At 61.9% G+C, this 15,381-nt stretch carries 15 protein-coding genes and 1 tRNA gene; 2 read left to right on the top strand and 14 right to left on the bottom strand.

Annotation, left to right across the window (positions count from 1 at the left end; translation table 11 throughout):
• Window positions 1-7 precede the first annotated feature (7 nt).
• Window positions 8-577, top strand: coding sequence for a lipid IV(A) palmitoyltransferase PagP (gene pagP, locus THIX_RS19225; RefSeq protein WP_112487479.1), 570 nt, complete (start codon window positions 8-10; stop codon window positions 575-577).
• Window positions 578-596: 19 nt separating this feature from the next.
• Here pagP and THIX_RS19230 read toward each other — a convergent pair whose 3' ends face one another.
• Both THIX_RS19230 and THIX_RS19235 read right to left on the bottom strand, forming a co-directional pair.
• Window positions 597-2,006: a lactate utilization protein B gene (locus THIX_RS19230; protein WP_112488476.1), complete on the bottom strand. Its 1,410-nt coding sequence runs from the start codon at window positions 2,004-2,006 to the stop codon at window positions 597-599.
• Complete coding sequence (locus tag THIX_RS19235; RefSeq protein WP_112488477.1) at window positions 2,006-2,749, bottom strand: (Fe-S)-binding protein; 744 nt, start codon at window positions 2,747-2,749, stop codon at window positions 2,006-2,008. Before THIX_RS19235 ends, THIX_RS19230 begins: the two co-directional genes overlap by 1 nt.
• A 119-nt stretch (window positions 2,750-2,868) precedes the next feature.
• On the opposite strand from THIX_RS19235, the gene THIX_RS19240 reads away from it, so the two are divergent.
• Window positions 2,869-3,678: an IclR family transcriptional regulator gene (locus THIX_RS19240; protein ID WP_112488478.1), complete on the top strand. Its 810-nt coding sequence runs from the start codon at window positions 2,869-2,871 to the stop codon at window positions 3,676-3,678.
• Window positions 3,679-3,692: 14 nt separating this feature from the next.
• Here THIX_RS19240 and pbpG read toward each other — a convergent pair whose 3' ends face one another.
• The 12 genes from pbpG to THIX_RS19300 form a co-directional block, all read right to left on the bottom strand.
• Window positions 3,693-4,817: a D-alanyl-D-alanine endopeptidase gene (gene pbpG / locus THIX_RS19245; RefSeq protein WP_112487480.1), complete on the bottom strand. Its 1,125-nt coding sequence runs from the start codon at window positions 4,815-4,817 to the stop codon at window positions 3,693-3,695.
• A 529-nt stretch (window positions 4,818-5,346) separates the two neighbouring features.
• On the bottom strand, window positions 5,347-8,127 hold the full coding sequence (locus tag THIX_RS19250; protein ID WP_112487481.1) for a DNA methyltransferase: 2,781 nt from the start codon (window positions 8,125-8,127) through the stop codon (window positions 5,347-5,349).
• 244 nt (window positions 8,128-8,371) lie between these two features.
• Window positions 8,372-8,917 (bottom strand): hypothetical protein, encoded by a 546-nt coding sequence (locus THIX_RS19255; RefSeq protein ID WP_112487482.1) that lies wholly within the window; start codon window positions 8,915-8,917, stop codon window positions 8,372-8,374.
• Window positions 8,918-8,924: 7 nt separating this feature from the next.
• Complete coding sequence (locus THIX_RS19260; RefSeq protein ID WP_112487483.1) at window positions 8,925-9,455, bottom strand: hypothetical protein; 531 nt, start codon at window positions 9,453-9,455, stop codon at window positions 8,925-8,927.
• A 2-nt stretch (window positions 9,456-9,457) separates the two neighbouring features.
• Window positions 9,458-9,742, bottom strand: a complete 285-nt coding sequence (locus tag THIX_RS19265) for a hypothetical protein (RefSeq protein ID WP_112487484.1) — start codon at window positions 9,740-9,742, stop codon at window positions 9,458-9,460.
• Entirely contained in the window at window positions 9,739-10,164 is a 426-nt protein-coding gene (locus tag THIX_RS19270; RefSeq protein ID WP_146748640.1) for a hypothetical protein, read from the bottom strand. The genes THIX_RS19265 and THIX_RS19270 overlap by 4 nt, the downstream gene beginning before the upstream one ends.
• Window positions 10,151-12,163 (bottom strand): DUF3987 domain-containing protein, encoded by a 2,013-nt coding sequence (locus THIX_RS19275; protein ID WP_112487486.1) that lies wholly within the window; start codon window positions 12,161-12,163, stop codon window positions 10,151-10,153. Before THIX_RS19275 ends, THIX_RS19270 begins: the two co-directional genes overlap by 14 nt.
• 2 nt (window positions 12,164-12,165) lie before the next feature.
• The gene (locus THIX_RS19280; protein WP_112487487.1) at window positions 12,166-12,504 is read right to left on the bottom strand and encodes a CHC2 zinc finger domain-containing protein; all 339 of its coding nucleotides are present in this window, start codon (window positions 12,502-12,504) and stop codon (window positions 12,166-12,168) included.
• Between the two features lie 109 nt (window positions 12,505-12,613).
• Entirely contained in the window at window positions 12,614-12,862 is a 249-nt protein-coding gene (locus tag THIX_RS19285; protein WP_112487488.1) for an AlpA family transcriptional regulator, read from the bottom strand.
• Between the two features lie 144 nt (window positions 12,863-13,006).
• Complete coding sequence (locus THIX_RS19290; protein ID WP_112487489.1) at window positions 13,007-13,777, bottom strand: hypothetical protein; 771 nt, start codon at window positions 13,775-13,777, stop codon at window positions 13,007-13,009.
• A 110-nt stretch (window positions 13,778-13,887) separates the two neighbouring features.
• On the bottom strand, window positions 13,888-15,117 hold the full coding sequence (locus THIX_RS19295) for an integrase arm-type DNA-binding domain-containing protein (protein ID WP_112487490.1): 1,230 nt from the start codon (window positions 15,115-15,117) through the stop codon (window positions 13,888-13,890).
• A gap of 176 nt (window positions 15,118-15,293) precedes the next feature.
• A tRNA-Val gene (locus THIX_RS19300) sits at window positions 15,294-15,368 on the bottom strand.
• Window positions 15,369-15,381: the final 13 nt, after the last annotated feature.

Raw genomic sequence — 15,381 nt, forward strand, 5'->3', positions numbered from 1 at the left:
CCAGCCCATGCCTCGCGCCTGTCTAGCCATCCTGTTCAGCATCGTTCTCCTGCTCCCTCCTTCCAGTCACGCCTTCGGGCTGAGCAGCGTCAAAAGCTGGGCTGACGGCGTCGGCGCCAACCTCGGCAACATCTACGACAACGGCACGTCCGACGCCTTTGTCTCTGGCTACACCTGGCACGATCCGGGTACCTACACCGCCGCTAAACGTGCTGAACTCAACAGCCACGCCTGGGGCCTGGGCTGGGGCAAACACATCGAGGATGCCCATGGCAACGACCAGATGGTCTATGCCATGGTGTTTTCCGATTCCCACTGGAATGCAGAGCCTGTGATTGGCTATGCGAAGCAATGGCAGTGGCGCCCTTTCGACGGCGATTTCAAGCTCGGAGCTGGCTACACGGCAGCCATCACCTCGCGTGCGGATCTTGCCAAGAATTTCCCCATCCCGATCGCACTGCCGCTGCTGTCCGTCGGCTATCGCGGCCTGACGCTCTACAGCGTGCTCATCCCCCGCTTCAACGGTTCGCCCAACAACGGCAACGTCGCCTTCTTGTTCTTGCGCTACGCCTATTGAAACCGGCGCCTGAGTGCGCTCAACGCGGCCCGCGGCGGGCGAATTGATTGCGGAATAAACCGCCTGCGGGCGTTGGCAAATCCCGGTAGCGGCTCCAGCCCGATGCCAGTGGCAGATGCTCGATGCGCTGGCGCGAGCCGCCCACCCGCGCCAGCATCCAGACCAGCACCGCACTGGCGGGGCGGTAAAGCCTGGGATGCAGCGCGGCAAACGCCCAGACCCGCAGTGCGAGGAGCTCGAAACGAGGACGCAAATCGCGCTCGAACTGCTTCTCGCGCAGCTTGCGCAACAAGTCCGGCAAGGGAATGCTCATGGGGCAGACGACCGCGCACTGACCACAAAGCGTTGCCGCGTGAGGCAAATCCAGCGCCTGCTCCAGCCCCACGAAATTGGGGGTCAGCACCGAACCCATGGGCCCTGGGTACACCCAGCCGTAAGCATGGCCGCCGACCTTCTGGTAGACCGGGCAGTGATTCATGCAGGCACCACAACGAATGCAGCGCAGCATCTCCTGGAACTCGCCGCCCAGCAGTTCGCTGCGGCCGCCGTCGAGCAGCACGAAATACATCTGCTCGGGGCCATCCGGCTCGCCCTCGGCGCGCGGCCCGGTGAGCAAGGACACATAGTTGCTGATCGTCTGCCCGGTGGCCGAGCGCGGCAGCAGACGCAGCACCGCGGCGAAGTCTTCCAGCGTCGGCAGCACCTTTTCAATCCCGGTGATGGCCACATGCACCCGTGGAAGAATGGTGCACATGCCTTCGTTGCCCTCGTTGGTGACCACCGCCACCGAGCCGGTTTCGGCAATGAGAAAGTTGCCTCCCGTGATGCCCAGATCAGCCTGCAGGAACCGCTCGCGCAGCACTTCACGCGCCTCCCGCGTCATGTCGGGGATATCGGTCTTGCGCGGCTTGTCGTGCACGCGCGCGAACAAATCGGCAATCTCGTCCTTGTCCTTGTGCACCACGGGGGCGATGATGTGCGAGGGTGCCTCGTTGTCGTTGATCTGCAGGATGTATTCGCCCAGATCCGTCTCGGTGACGCCCACGCCGGCCTGCTGCAAGGCGGCGTTGAGCGCCATTTCCTCGGTCACCATGGACTTGGATTTGATGGCCGATCGGCAGCCATGCTTGCGCGCGATGTCCACCACCAACTGCGCCGCATCGGCCGGGGTCGCAGCCCACAGCACGGTGGCGCCCCGGCGCGTGGCCTCGGCCTCGAAGCGCATCAGCCAGACGTCCAACTCGGCCAGGGCATGGTCGCGCCGCGCCACGGCAGCCGCACGAATGGCCTCGAACTCGGGCAATGCGGCCACAGCCGCCGAGCGCCCCGAGACGAACTTGGCCGAGAGCTTTTTCAGGTTCTGCTGCAATCGCTGATCGGCCAGTTTTGCCCCGGCCCTGGCTTTGAAATGCATGCTCTGCACTTGCATCATGCGTCTCCGGGTTCAGTGCCCGCCAGCACTTCGGCGATGTGCAACACCCGGGTTTGGGTGTCGCCGATACGGCGCAGACGACCCTCGATGTGCAGCATGCAACCCAGGTCACCCATCACCACCGCCTCGGCACCACTGGCATGAATATGGGCGCATTTGTCATCGGCGATGGCCGCCGAGATGTTGCCGTATTTCACCGCGAAGGTGCCGCCGAAGCCGCAGCATTGTTCGCACTGCTCCAGCTCCACCAGTTCAACGCCGGCATGCAGCGCCAACAAGTTGCGCGGCTGCCGCTTGATGCCAAGTTCACGCAGGCCTGAGCAACTGTCGTGGTAGGTGAGCCGTCCGCTGTAGGCGCCAGGCAGGCTTTTCAGCCCGGCGACATGGGTCAGAAAATCGGTGAGTTCGTACAGACGCGGCTGGAGCCGCTCGTAGCGGCGCAGCAGGTCGGAGTGGCCATTGAACAAATCGGCGTAATGCGTCTTGATGGTGCCCATGCAGGAGCCGGATGGCGCCACAACGAAATCGAAGGCCTCGAATTCGTCCAGAAACTTCTGCGCCAGCAAGCGCGCAGTGTGTGCATCGCCCGAGTTATGGGCCGGCTGACCGCAGCAGGTCTGGTCCATGGGCACGACAACCTCGTAACCCGCATGCTCCAGCAAGCGCGTGGCTGCCCACGGAATGGAAGGCCGCATGCCGTCGGCCAGACAGGTGATGAACAATCCTACTTTGGGTCGCATGAGGTCATTATCGGTGTCGGCATTGGCGGTGGGCAAGGTTCACCCGCACAGGCAAATCGGGGCGGGACGGCCTTCTTCCCGGATGACAGGCTCCCATTTCGCCATCTAAAATGCAGGCCATGAAGCCTTCATCCACCAGCGCCCGCCGCGAACAGCCCACCATCCAGGTCATCGAGCGCATGTTCGCCATCCTGGATGTCTTGGCCGCGCACTCGGAGCCGATGCCGCTGAAAACGATATCCGAGCGTACGGGACTGCACCCCTCCACCACCCACCGGATTCTGAACGATATGGCCATGGGGCATTTGATCGATCGATGCGAACCCGGTGTCTATCAACTCGGCATGCGCCTGCTGGAATTGGGCAACTTGGTGAAAGCGCGCTTGAGTGTGCGCGACGTGGCGCTGGGCCCCATGCGGGAATTACACCGACTGACGCATCAGCCGGTGAACCTCAGCATGCGACAGGGCGATGAGATCGTCTATATCGAACGGACCTACAGCGAGCGCTCCGGCATGCAGGTGGTGCGTACCGTGGGGGGGCATGCGCCCTTGCATCTCACCTCGGTCGGCAAGCTCTTCCTGGCCTCCGATGATGTGCTGCGCGTCAAGGCCTACGCCTTGCGAACCGGCCTGGTTGGCCACACCCGCAACAGCATCACCAACGCCGCGCAACTGGAAGGCGAACTGGCGCGCGTGCGGCAGTTGGGCTATGCGCGTGACAACGAAGAACTGGAGCTTGGCGTGCGCTGCATGGCCGCCGGCATCTACGACGACTCCGGGCAGTTGGTCGCCGGCCTGTCGCTCTCGGCACCAGCCGACCGGCTGCAGGAGGATTGGCTCGAGAAGGTGATGGATACGGCGGCCAACATTTCCTCTGCGCTCGGTTACAGGCCCAAGAACGGCGGCACCGTGGCTCGTCGAGTTTAGGGCCCGCCCGAGGCTTACTCGTTGACCGAGGTTCGGATCAGTCGCGCGGAGGAATCGGCCGGCAAGGGGTCGGTCCGTGTCAGCACGGTACGCCCCGAGGTTTCCATCCAGTTGCGGATGCGCTCGGCGTCGCCAAAATGGGAGTATTTGCCCCAGGCATCGAGCAGAACCACGATGACCTTGCGCCCCTGCACCACGGCATTGAGCACCAGGCAATGACCCGCTTCGTTGATGTAGCCGGTTTTTTGCAGCAGGATGTCCCAGCCGCGGTTGAAAATCAGGTGATCGGTGTTGCGGTACTGAAGCTGGCGATGGCCCACGTCCACGGTGCTTTTTTCGTGCGTGGAGAACTCGCGGATCAAGGGGTAGGCGTAGACCGCCTTCACCAACAGCGCCAGATCGTGCGCGCTGGATTCATTCTGCGGCGACAGCCCGGTCGGGTCGATATAGCGGGTCTGGGTCATGCCCAGCAACTGGGCCTTGTGGTTCATGGCGAGCATGAAAGCGTCGATGCCGCCCGGGTAGGTGCGCGCCAGCGCATGGGCGGCGCGGTTCTCGGACGACATCAGGGCCAACTTGAGCAGCTCTTCACGGCTCAACTTCATGCCAGGACGCAGGCGAGAACTACTCCACTTCAGCGTGTCGATGTCCGCATCCGTGATTTCGATGATCTGATCCATGGGCAGATGTGCGTCGAGGATCACCGCGGCCGTCATCAACTTGGTGAGCGAAGCGATGGGGCGCACATCCATCGCGTTCTTGCTCAACAACACTTGATTGGTCTGCGCATCGATCACCAGAGCGGAGCCGGAACGCAAGGCAATCGGATCATCCGACGTCGCCAGCTTGGCTCTGGACATGGGCTCATCGGCAACAACGCGCCGAACCATAGCTTGCGCGTGACGCGCCGTTTTCACACGCGCCACAGCCTTGTTGCGTCGTGCTGGCAGCACAACGTGCACGCGGCCGCGCTTGGCCGATTTGACAAGCGCCGCGGGCCGCTTCTTCGCCAAGGGCTTCTTTGGGATCAGGCGATGAGGCATTGCCTTGCTGGTCTTGCCAGACACCGAAACCGACCCGTCTCGATCAGCCGCCAACGCAGCGCCTGCGCCCGTCACGAACAAGGCGAACACAAGCATCAGTGACAGCAACACAGCAACCCCCTGTTTGGACGTTTGGAGCAGAAGTGGGAGCGCATGGCGTGAATGGCGTGGGTTAGCGCGCAGCGTAACAAAACCCAAAAATGGATGCAAGATCAAAAGTTTGCACCTTGGACTTGAGGTGAATCCAGAATTGAGCAGATCGCCTCGACCTGTGATTCGTCCTCGGACAAGGCAAGGAAGACATGCATCGCCGCTCGGCTCGGACACGGCGCCCAAAGAAAACGGCCACCGCGCGTGGCCGTTGACTTGCTTGACCCTGATGGGTTTTGCTGATTCTGGTGGTGGTACAGCTATCGAACAAATCGCCTATCTCGCTGATTTAATGAGAGAAAGAAAAATCGATTTCCGAATATGCCCCCGAATATGCCCCCAGCAGAGTGATGCTGCCTTCACTCGCAGGCCAAAAATTACAGGCGCGGTCTGCCGTTATGGGCGCCGGAAGCCTTATCTTGCATTTGCTTCCCGTGGCGTTGGCTGCTTGTTCCCTTTAGGGACTGAAGAAACTCTACCCTGTGACCTTCCTGCGTTTTGGTTTTTCGACAGGCAGCAGGCTTGTCAGGCGCTGGTACACCTCGAACAGGAACGCTACCCGCGCAGCGTCGTCCTTGCCCCCCCTGTACCCATAGGCGGCGTCCACGGCGCGGTCGTTGGCCTTGTGTGCGTCACGAAGCGCGGGCGGCATGTTCGACGCATCGTAAAGGTCGGCGAGCGTCGATTCCGGCTCACGCGCACGCGCATCGAGGATCGCCTGCCCTGATACCTCGATGGCGTGGCGCTGAGCATCGGTCGGCTGGGGCCATGGGAAATTGTTGTAGACGATGCTGGCCGAATAACGATAACGGCTCTCCAGCCGCCCGCAAACCGCCCGCATCCAGGCGTTATGCATCGTGCTGTTGAGCACGGCGAAGTGGTAGAGGGTGGCCTCGGGGATCATCAAGTTCGCGTTCCCGATGATCGTCTCGTCCCCTGCGAACCCCAGAGGCACAAACTCCCGCAGTTCAGACGAATGACACGGCACCACGATCAACCTGCCACTGGTCGGCTGGCGGATTTTCTGAAACAAGTAGGGCACCTCTGCATCTTTCTGCGTTTGTGCATCCACACTCGCCAGCCGCATGGCCTTGACCGCCTGCACTCGCTTGTTGATCTCTGGCAACGCCCGTCGTTCGGCCGACGTGCTATCGACTAGCCAGAGGCACCAACGCGATAGGCCGTTGATGAACTCATCCGCGCCGAGAAACGGGCGTATCCACTTTTCGGCTTCAGGTTCTACCGCAAGCAAGGCCGATCGCGCCTCATCGTCAAGCAGCAAGTGCCCGGCATCGGTAGGTTTGCTGCCGTAGACCATTTCCGCGACGGAGCAAATCGGGCTACGTCGATTGGTCAAGGCGACGTCCGGGGCGTCCACCAAGTACGGATTGATCCGCTTCGCGTCGATCTTGCGCCCGTCGCCCTTCGGGTCGTTGCCATAGTCGAAGATTGCGCAATGCTTCGGGTCGGTCAGCCCGAAGCCGACGATCACGCAATGGACTGCGGCCTTGCCCTTGCCTTCATTGCTCCACTTGAAGGTGCGATGCGCGAAGCGGATGCGCGCGCCGCCTTGCAGAAGGTGCGGCCACAGCGCCGCGACCTGTTCGCCCTGCGTAATCGAGTTGGTGGACACGAACGCCACGCCGATCTCGGAATGGCCCTTGATGTAGCCAAGCGCCTTGACGTACCACGCCGCCACAAAGTCCAGCAAGCCCCAATTCTTCAGCTTGCCGCATACGGCCTCCATGTCGGATCGCTGCTCGACGCCTTGATGCTGCTTGCCCACGAACGGCGGGTTACCCATGACGAAACTGCACTGCTCAGGCGCCAGGATGTTTGCCCAGTCAGCGCGCAGGGCGTTCATGCAGTGGATATGCGGCGTGTCCACCAATGGCACAGTCGGCCGCGTGTTGCCAAAACGCTCAGCGGCTTCCAGATTCATCTGGTGGTCGGTAATCCACAGCGCTACCCGCGCGATATGTGCAGCGGCTTGGTCGATTTCAATGCCGTAGAACTGATTCACGCGAACCCGGCACAGTGTGGAAACATCGAGCAGACCCCGCATGCGATCAAAGTCGAACAGCTCGGCAATGACTTCGTTTTCCAGTCGGCGCAGTTCACGATAGGCAATGACCAGGAAATTGCCGCAGCCGCACGCCGGGTCTAAAAAGGTGAGCGCCGGCAGCTTGTCATACAGCGCCCTTAGCCTTGGCTTGGAATGCCTAGCGGCGTCCAGATCAGCACGCAAATCATCCATCACCAGCGGGTCGATCACGCGCAGGATGTTGCGCTCGCTGGTGTAGTGCGCGCCTAGTTCACGCCGGCTGGCCTGCCTGCTTTCATCGGGCGTATGGGCCTCAAGAACACCCTGAAACATGGCCCCGAATATGGCCGGTGAAATATCGCTCCAATCCAGCACTGCGCATTCAAACAGCAGGGCGCGCATGGTGGCGTCAAACGCCGGGATACGTGCGCGTTCCGAGAACAGTTTGCCGTTGACGTAGGCGAATGCGGCCAGTTGCTCGTCTAGGCTGGATTGCCGCTCAGCGTCGGCAGTGTCCAGCACGTCGAACAATTCGGACAGCCTCGCCCCGGTGTCGCGCCCATCCTCGCGGGTGGTCTCGACCAGTCGCCGAAATTGTCCATCCTCGCCAAAGATGCCGGTGTCATCCGCAAACAGGCAAAACAATAAGCGTGTGAGAAAAACTTCAAGGTCGCGGCCCTTGAAATTCGCACGCAAAAGCGCTTCATGCAGCTTGGACACGGCATACGCAGCTTTCCGATTGATCGGGGATTCCTCGACGATTTCCGGGGCGTCATCGTCCAGCAGGAAGCGGAACCAGCCGGCCCGTTTGGGCAAGTCCTTGAGTTTGCATTCGCTGCGATGGTTCGCCTTCAGGTCGTACAGCCTGAAATTGGCAAAGTCTGAGGTGATGATGTAGCGCGGGCGCTCCGCCTCCGGCAGTGCCATGAAATACTCCGTAGCCTGCTCGAAAGCCGAGTCCAAATTCTTGCCCCGGCTTTTGTGCTCGACGATCAGCTTGCCAGGGATGAAGCTGTCGATGAAGCCAGTCGCGCCATCGAGTTTTTCAACGGCCTTTTCGTAGACGTTGGCTGACTCAGGCCGGATGCCGTAGCACTCATAGAAGCGTGCCCAAAAAAGCTTGGCGTCGGCGTTCTCGCGTGATGCGTTTTTCCACTGCGCAGCGAACGCGGCCAGGCGCGTGCGAATTTCGTTAAACGTAAGCGTGGGCATGGCATGACGCAGTGGATTTGTTGAGCGTCTAGGGTAGCGCAGCCCTTGTTTTTACTGGTAACACGGCCCGCGCTTCGCAGGCTGACTTCGCTCGCCTTCAGGCTAGCCGTGCAGTTCGTGGCGTTTTCACGGGCTACGCTGCGCCCACGGCATGGCAGGCTACCTATGGAAAATTTCCACAGGTAGAAGTCGGAGCATCGCGCGACCTTGCGGCCAAGCAAGTTGGTTTCGGCAGTAGCAAAACCTACGAATCCGCTAAACGCGCGGTGGACACACTGCCCGCAAGCTGGCCCATCAGTTCGCTGGCGCTGGCGAGCAATACCGGGTCCGGCTCGACGTCCTTGCCGATCAGCGCACGCGCATGCTCGGACAGTTCAACGCCGATGCCGCGCAACAGTTCGTCGGGGTCGATGCCCATGCCGGCGCAAGTCTCGGCGTACGCCAGCCAATACGCTTTGACACTCGCGCCGATGCGCTTGAATCGGTCTTGCACTGCGTTGAATTCGTCCACGTCCACGTCATCGTCCAGGCCAAGCATCGCCATGGACGCCAGGCAGCCGAGATAGCGAGCAACCTCCGGTTCAATAAATAGCGCGGTATGTAATGCCATGAACGTGGAGCTGGTCAGCAGGCGCCGGAACTCCAGATCATGCGCGCGGTAGGTGTACACAGGCGCCGACTCGTTTAATCGGTCACACTCCGCATCATCGCGTCGGGCCAGGGCCGCAAACATGGCGACGGCACGCTGCTGGGGTGTCAGGGTCGAATACAGCTTTTCATGCAGGTTCATGGTGTCCTCACCAGGCTTCGCCGACGATCACGGCCATCAGCGCGCGCATGGCCTCCAGCGTTTCGGGGTCCGGCTCCACAGGCGTATCGAGGACGCTGCGCACGGTCGCCTCGGTTCCCAGCACGCCGACAGCCCGCATGGCTTCGTCAGCGTCCACGCCTAGACCCGCGCATGCCTCGGTGTAGGCCAGCCATGACGCCTTCGCGCTGCGCATCGCGGCTTGGCCTTGGGCCTGCGCCTGTTCCAGATCCTCCACAGGCAATTCGCCCTCGGGCGTCAAGCCATGCCCGACGACAGCCAGGCACAGCAGCCATTGCGCGGTCTCGCGGTGCATTGCCAATGCCGTGTGCAAGGCCATGCGCTCCACCGCGCGCATGCCGCGCATGAACTCCAGGTCGGGGGCGTGATAGTGGAACTTTGGCGCCGTGCCGAACAAGCGCGCAGACTCGGCGGCATCGCGCCGTGCCATCGCCGGCACCATCGCGGCCAATCGCTGCGCCGGGGTCAGGGTTTCATACAGCTTGTCGGTCAGGGGCATGGTCAACCTTTCTTTGGGGGAAGTTGAAGCTTCAAGGCCCGCTCCAGGGCTTCGGTGCGCCGTTCCAGTTCGTGCACCTCGTAGATGCGGACCATCTGGCCCAGGACATAGGCGAGCTTCGTTCCCGTGGCCGGGTCCAGGGAGTTGTCGCGCATGTCGTTGTAGACCTTGCCAAGCTCCAGACGCATGTCGTCCAGGGTGTGCAGCCGAACCCTGTTTTTGGGAGGGGTAGGGGTGACGACATCGCCAGCAACGATGCGCAGTTCAGCCGGTTTGGATTGCGTCATGGTTGGCGGTCTTCGCAGTCTTTGCCCGCAGCCTGGTCGATGGCCTGCCGTGCCCTTTGTTGTGCCCGTAGCGCCGCCCGCAGGTCATTGCCATGCAGGTGCAGCAGGGCGTCGGCTTCATCCGCTACGGCAGGGCTGGCCTCGGCCAAGCCGTGCAGGTGGATGGCATCGCCCACAAGCGCGGCCACGATGCCGTGCTGGTGCAGGTGCGTGATGCACTCCAGGCCGAAGTCTGCGGGGTCGAAGGGATCAGCCGCGATGTGCAGCACGCCAGGCAACCGGCGATTTCCCTGCTCCACCCCTTGCGAAACCTGCGAATCTTGCGAATGGCCGGGGGGTACTCTTACGGCGTTCGCAAGATTCGCAGCATTCGCAGGTGGTCGTTCACCCCAAATGCTTTTCACCAGATCAGCGGCTCGCATGGTCAACTCCTCCAGCCTTGACGTTGCCGCCGTCGAAATCCACAAGCCCGGCAGCGTCGAGAAGGTCGATTGCCGTATTCCTGCGCTCGGCAGATCGCAGATTTGCGGGGCCGATTCGTGGAATGTCCTTCAGCGCAACCCAGCCGACACGTTCCACAAGCCAGCGATACAAGGCCAGCGCCCAGCCGGGTGTCGGATCAGCTTTGCCCGATAGTGCAGATTGCCAGTTGTCGAGACTGTGCGCAGCGAGTGCAGCACCACAGGCGGCGGCTCGTTCGTCGACCACGTCATGCCCGGCAAAGCACGCCAGCACACCGGCGATGCGACACGCTTGTTCGGTTGCTCGCAGGGCGAACGGCTGCACGTCACGCAAAGCGCCTTGCCTCCCCTCGCGTTCCATGCTCTCGAAAAACGCGGCCATCCGCTCGGTGGCCTGGTGGTCAAGTTCGATCACCGGCAAGCCGTCGCAATCGTCGGGCATGGGGCGGGACAACAGGCGCTTGCAGTCCGCCCAATAGCGCAGGATTACGGGGCTGTTCTCTGGTCGCCACGGCCTGAAGGTGCGGGGCGCAAGGGGCATCGGCCATGCGAGCAGAAACCGGGGCCAGAAACCAATACCCGAGAGCACCTCATCTCCGAGCACGTCGCCCAGGGCGGCGGGCTGGATCATCAAATGGGCGCTCAGGCGCACGCCATAGCGTTCTGTACGGCCTCCACCGGCTCGGACTACAGACAGGTGCCCGCGATCCCAAAGGCCGCATAAGTTCGCGGCGGTCTTGGTGCGTTGCTCTGGTGTCATGGCATGCCCGGCCAGCACTGCGCCGGCTTCCGTCGAGAAGATGCCTTGCGCAGCGATGCCCTCGGCAAAACTCCTGCGCATGCCTTCAATGGTCAGATCGGAGGCGATGCGATACGGCGACGGTCCAGGATGCTGTGGCGCTGGGTCGCCCTTCTTGCGGCTGGTTTTGGCATCCTCGAATGCAGCCAGGTCAGCGGCATAACGCTTGCCTTCTTCGCGCTGGGTGTCATGGATCGGGCGAAGGGCTGGTCGGTCTGCGGTGTCCTTGCCGTCGCCACTGTTCGCCACGGTCAGGGCGTACAGGCTCAAGGGTGCCGTGTTTCCAGAGAGTGTGCGGACATTCGCCACGCCCTGCGCCAGCAACGCCACACCAGCGAGAAGTGATTGCCCGGCCATCGCGGGGGAGACCTGTGCGCCGTCTGCGAGTTCGCGCGCCGCGTCAGCCAGCGGGCCGAGCGATTCAAGCGGATAAAGCGCGTCTGTTCCTTCGGATGGTGGCAGCAGCAGGGCGCGTGCGCGTTCCAATGCCTGCGGGATAGGCAGCAAAGGCAATGCATCAACCACAGGCGCAGGGGGTGCAACAACAGACACCACAGCCAGCGCCAGCACATTGGTGGCGGTCGCTTTCGGGTGCGCCTCCAGCCATTCCACGGCGTCGCCCTTTGGGGGTAGTTTCAACGTCGCCACGTCGATGACGCGGACCTCGACGGCGATGCCTTGGAGCTTCGCGGCCACGGCCTGCGCATACTTGGCGCCCGCGTCGTCGTGGTCCGGCCAGATCAGCACGCGCCGGCCCCGTAAGGGTGTCCAGTCGGCGCCCTCGGCGCTGCTCGCGCTGCCGCTGGTTGTTGCGGTGCAGCCGATGCGCTCCAGCATGTCGGCCTTGCCCTCGCCCTCGGTCACGATGACGACGACATCGGCATGCGTCTGCGCCAGGACGTGCAGCCGATAGAGCGGCTTACCGGCCTCGGGTGCAGGCGGCTCACTCATGACATAAGCGCCGGCTTCGTCTTGCATCATCGGGCGAATCCATTTAGGTTCACTCGGATGTTCGGCGCGGATGCGCCAGTAAAGCGACTCGCCGCTGGCGCTGGTGTATTCGTGCAGGCCGGTCGGCGCGAAGCCCTTGCGTAGCATCGGTGCGGCCAGCCGGCGCGCGGCCTCTTTGGCCGTCTCGGTGCGGTCGATCACGTCTTGCATGGTCAACCCTCCACCCAGCAGCCGAGAGACTTGCAGGCGTCGATAAAGCTCTGGCCGGTCTTGCGGCGGTGGAATGCCAACACGTCGCCGCCACCCTCGCCGCAGACAAAGCAATGCCAGGCGCCGGTCTCCAGCTTGACGCGTAGGCTCGGCTTCGTATCGTTGTGGAAGGGGCAAACGGCATCGCGCCATGCGCCGCAACCCTTGAGCGTGCCCAGCTCACGGCTGTAGAACTCGGCTGGATCGGGCAGCAGGGAACGGTCGAACCGTCCGAGCGGCTTTTGCGAAAGCAATGCGGCGCGGCTCTTGGCTGGGGGTACTCTGGAGCGGGTGGGCATCATGGACGTACCCCCAGCAGCAGCGCCGCGTCTGCGATAAGGAAGCCGATGCAAAGCCCGATGGACATGGGCACTACCAGCCAGGTGATGACGGCATACAGGCGGGCGCGCATTACAGAGCCTCCAGCGCGGCCAGGATGTCGCCAGCACGCCAAAATGAAGCGGTGCCGATCTTGCGGGGCTTCGGTAGTTTGCCCTCGGCAATCAGTTCATAGAACCGCGTGTTGCCGACGGCCAGTAACGGCGCATTGCCGTTTCTTCCAAGAATCTGCGCTTTGCGAATCAGCGCGTCGGGGTGAATCTGCGCCGTTGCTGGCGCAACGGTTGGGGGTGAACGCTTGCGGCTAAGTAGTGAATCCATGCGGGCCTCCGTGGTTGGATGCCTCGCATAATTCCTGCGGACTTGCTCAAAAAATAGGCGCAGTCCACCGCGGGAACTGGGCGCGGATAACTCCAGAATCTGCCTGCAGCCCGCGCCGTTTCTTGCTCGAATGGGCGCGGGGAACTATTTGCGCGGGCCAGTCGGCAAACCATCTGCGCGCAGGATCGTCGCCATCTTTTCGGCCATGCTCTTACTCACTCCGCGCGCCACAAGGAATGCCTCGACCTGTTCGTTTGTCGGTGCGGTGTCGGCTTCGGCGGGGTCGTAGTTCTTCCAGCACGCATCGGCGGCGGCGGCAAGGTGTTGCAACAATTTTGTGGTGTGCCCCGTCGAAGTGTTCAAACCCGCAGCCGAAATTTTCTTGTCCGGCTCGTTATTTTTTGGCGAATGCATCTCCATGTACCACTCGCGCATCGCGCGTTCGTCTCGCTCTTGAATAATTATGGTTTGATCGTCTGCGAACACAAAACTTGAGTGAATTGCGTTGTCACGCATCCAACGTTTCAACTCCCCCGCATAAACTGTTGCGGACCACCAAGGATCAACAGGCACAAGATAGGGAACCGTTTCCGGGTCCTGCAGGACATCGGAAACGTTTTGCCTAAGCTCACCAGTCGGAAGAAAGTCCGAGAATGAATCGGACATCTCCCATATATCCGGTGTCCACGGGTCAACAGGGTTCTTATCGAGTTGATGCACAACCTTGTGGCCATAGCTCCATGCACGCTCCGCCGCGTCCTGAATTGCAATCTCGAATGTCTTTCCTTTGGCAATATCACTACCTTTTGCCTCGGTCACGTTAAACGGATCAACTCCTGCGATCAAAAGCCCGGCTTGCTCTGGCGTCAACTTCTTGATTGCTCGCCAATGGGACAACTCGCTATCCGATGCCATCTCATGCCCTTTCGCATGTCCTTCGTGGGGTGCCCGGCCAGCCTGAGAAGGGATCAGGTTTTCAGCACTGCGGATCAGGCAGCACCTAGGCCAGGCGAAACGGTTTCAAATCACGCCGCGCCGCGTATCGGGATGATGTCGGCACCTGCTTTCAACTTGTCCAGGTAGTCGCTCCATTCCTGCATCATCTTGCGCCGCTCCTCAATGAACCGCATCCGCGCATAGGCCCCTCCCATACGCGATGGGTCGGGGGCCTTGTGCGCGATGTGGGTTTCGATCACCTCGGGCTTCAAACCAAGGCGCTCATGACCGAGCGTGCGTAGCAGCGCGCGCCAGCCGTGGCCGGTCAATTCGTCCTTGGTGTCAATTCCCAGACGGCGCATCGCCGCGTTGATCGCGGCCTCGCTCAAGGGCTTCAGCGGGCTGCGGCCCCCAATAAACACCCAGCCGCCCGGCAGGTGCCCGGTCAGCGGGTGCAGGTCGCGCAGGATCTCCACAGCCTGGGTCGACAGCGGGATGATGTGGTCGATGCTGGTCTTGGTAACGCGATAGCTCCACGTCGAGCCGTCCAGGTCCACATCCTCCCAGCGCATGACGCGCAGTTCACCAGGCCGGCACACCAGCAGCGGCAGCAGCCGCACAGCTGCAATTACCTGGGGCTGCCCAGTCAGTGCGTCGAACATGCGCAAGATGCCCCCCACGGCGGCGGGATCGTCGGTCGGCGCCGCGTAGTGCGTGTGCTTGGCAGGCGGCAGCGCGCCGCGCAGAGCCGGGGTGGGGTCAGCTTCGGCCCTGCCGGTGGCGATGGCGTAGCGAATCACTTCGCCTACGTTCTGAATGACGCGGTGCGCGGTGTCCAGTGCTCCGCGACCCTCAACGCGGCGGGCCACAACCAAGATGTCAGGCGCCTTGAGTTCGGACACGGGGCGACGGCCAAGGTAGGGGAACACGTCGCGCTCCAAGCGGCGGATAACCTTGTCCCGATGGCTGGGGGCCTTGGTGGACAGGTGGCGTTCGATCCAGTCGCGTGCGACAACCTCGAAGGAATCGGCAGCCAGGGCGTAGGCGCGGGCCTTCTCGGCTTGCTTGACGGCTCCAGGGTCACGGCCAGCGGCAAGGTGGGCGCGGGCTTCGTCGCGTCGATCACGGGCGAGCTTCAAGCCGACTTCGGGATATACCCCCAGCGCCAGCACCTTTTCTGCCCCCAGGTAGCGATACTTCAAGCGCCAGTATTTCGAGCCGTTCGGGTGAATCAGCAGGAACAGCCCTTTTTCATCGCCTAGCTTGTATTGGCGTTCCGCAGATTTGGCATTGCGGATGGCGGTGTCTGTCAGTGGCATGGCGGCCCTCCTGAGTGGCTTGTATCCCCTCGCTTTGGGATATACCACCGTTTTATAGCCCCATGTATCCCCGGCTGTCAACGCACCCCTGCGAACGCCTACGGCATGAAAAAGGCCGTAAAGCTTTGATTTTTCTTAGCTTTACGGCCTTATGCGGATGCTGGCGAACTGGTTTTTGGTGGGTGGTACAGGGATCGAACCTGTGGCCCCTGCCGTGTGAAGGCAGTGCTCTACCGCTGAGCTAACCACCCAAAGCTTGAAATT

It is taken from the genome of Thiomonas sp. X19, assembly GCF_900089495.1.
In the GTDB taxonomy this organism is placed as follows: domain Bacteria; phylum Pseudomonadota; class Gammaproteobacteria; order Burkholderiales; family Burkholderiaceae_C; genus Thiomonas_A.

Bases quoted from the DNA above. Each gene is read 5' to 3' on its own strand.
- pagP (WP_112487479.1), top strand. From the start codon at position 8: ATGCCTCGCGCCTGTCTAGCCATCCTGTTCAGCATCGTTCTCCTGCTC.
- THIX_RS19230 (WP_112488476.1), bottom strand. From the start codon at position 2,006: ATGCAAGTGCAGAGCATGCATTTCAAAGCCAGGGCCGGGGCAAAACTG.
- THIX_RS19235 (WP_112488477.1), bottom strand. From the start codon at position 2,749: ATGCGACCCAAAGTAGGATTGTTCATCACCTGTCTGGCCGACGGCATG.
- THIX_RS19240 (WP_112488478.1), top strand. From the start codon at position 2,869: ATGAAGCCTTCATCCACCAGCGCCCGCCGCGAACAGCCCACCATCCAG.
- pbpG (WP_112487480.1), bottom strand. From the start codon at position 4,817: ATGCTTGTGTTCGCCTTGTTCGTGACGGGCGCAGGCGCTGCGTTGGCG.
- THIX_RS19250 (WP_112487481.1), bottom strand. From the start codon at position 8,127: ATGCCCACGCTTACGTTTAACGAAATTCGCACGCGCCTGGCCGCGTTC.
- THIX_RS19255 (WP_112487482.1), bottom strand. From the start codon at position 8,917: ATGAACCTGCATGAAAAGCTGTATTCGACCCTGACACCCCAGCAGCGT.
- THIX_RS19260 (WP_112487483.1), bottom strand. From the start codon at position 9,455: ATGCCCCTGACCGACAAGCTGTATGAAACCCTGACCCCGGCGCAGCGA.
- THIX_RS19265 (WP_112487484.1), bottom strand. From the start codon at position 9,742: ATGACGCAATCCAAACCGGCTGAACTGCGCATCGTTGCTGGCGATGTC.
- THIX_RS19270 (WP_146748640.1), bottom strand. From the start codon at position 10,164: ATGCGAGCCGCTGATCTGGTGAAAAGCATTTGGGGTGAACGACCACCT.
- THIX_RS19275 (WP_112487486.1), bottom strand. From the start codon at position 12,163: ATGCAAGACGTGATCGACCGCACCGAGACGGCCAAAGAGGCCGCGCGC.
- THIX_RS19280 (WP_112487487.1), bottom strand. From the start codon at position 12,504: ATGATGCCCACCCGCTCCAGAGTACCCCCAGCCAAGAGCCGCGCCGCA.
- THIX_RS19285 (WP_112487488.1), bottom strand. From the start codon at position 12,862: ATGGATTCACTACTTAGCCGCAAGCGTTCACCCCCAACCGTTGCGCCA.
- THIX_RS19290 (WP_112487489.1), bottom strand. From the start codon at position 13,777: ATGGCATCGGATAGCGAGTTGTCCCATTGGCGAGCAATCAAGAAGTTG.
- THIX_RS19295 (WP_112487490.1), bottom strand. From the start codon at position 15,117: ATGCCACTGACAGACACCGCCATCCGCAATGCCAAATCTGCGGAACGC.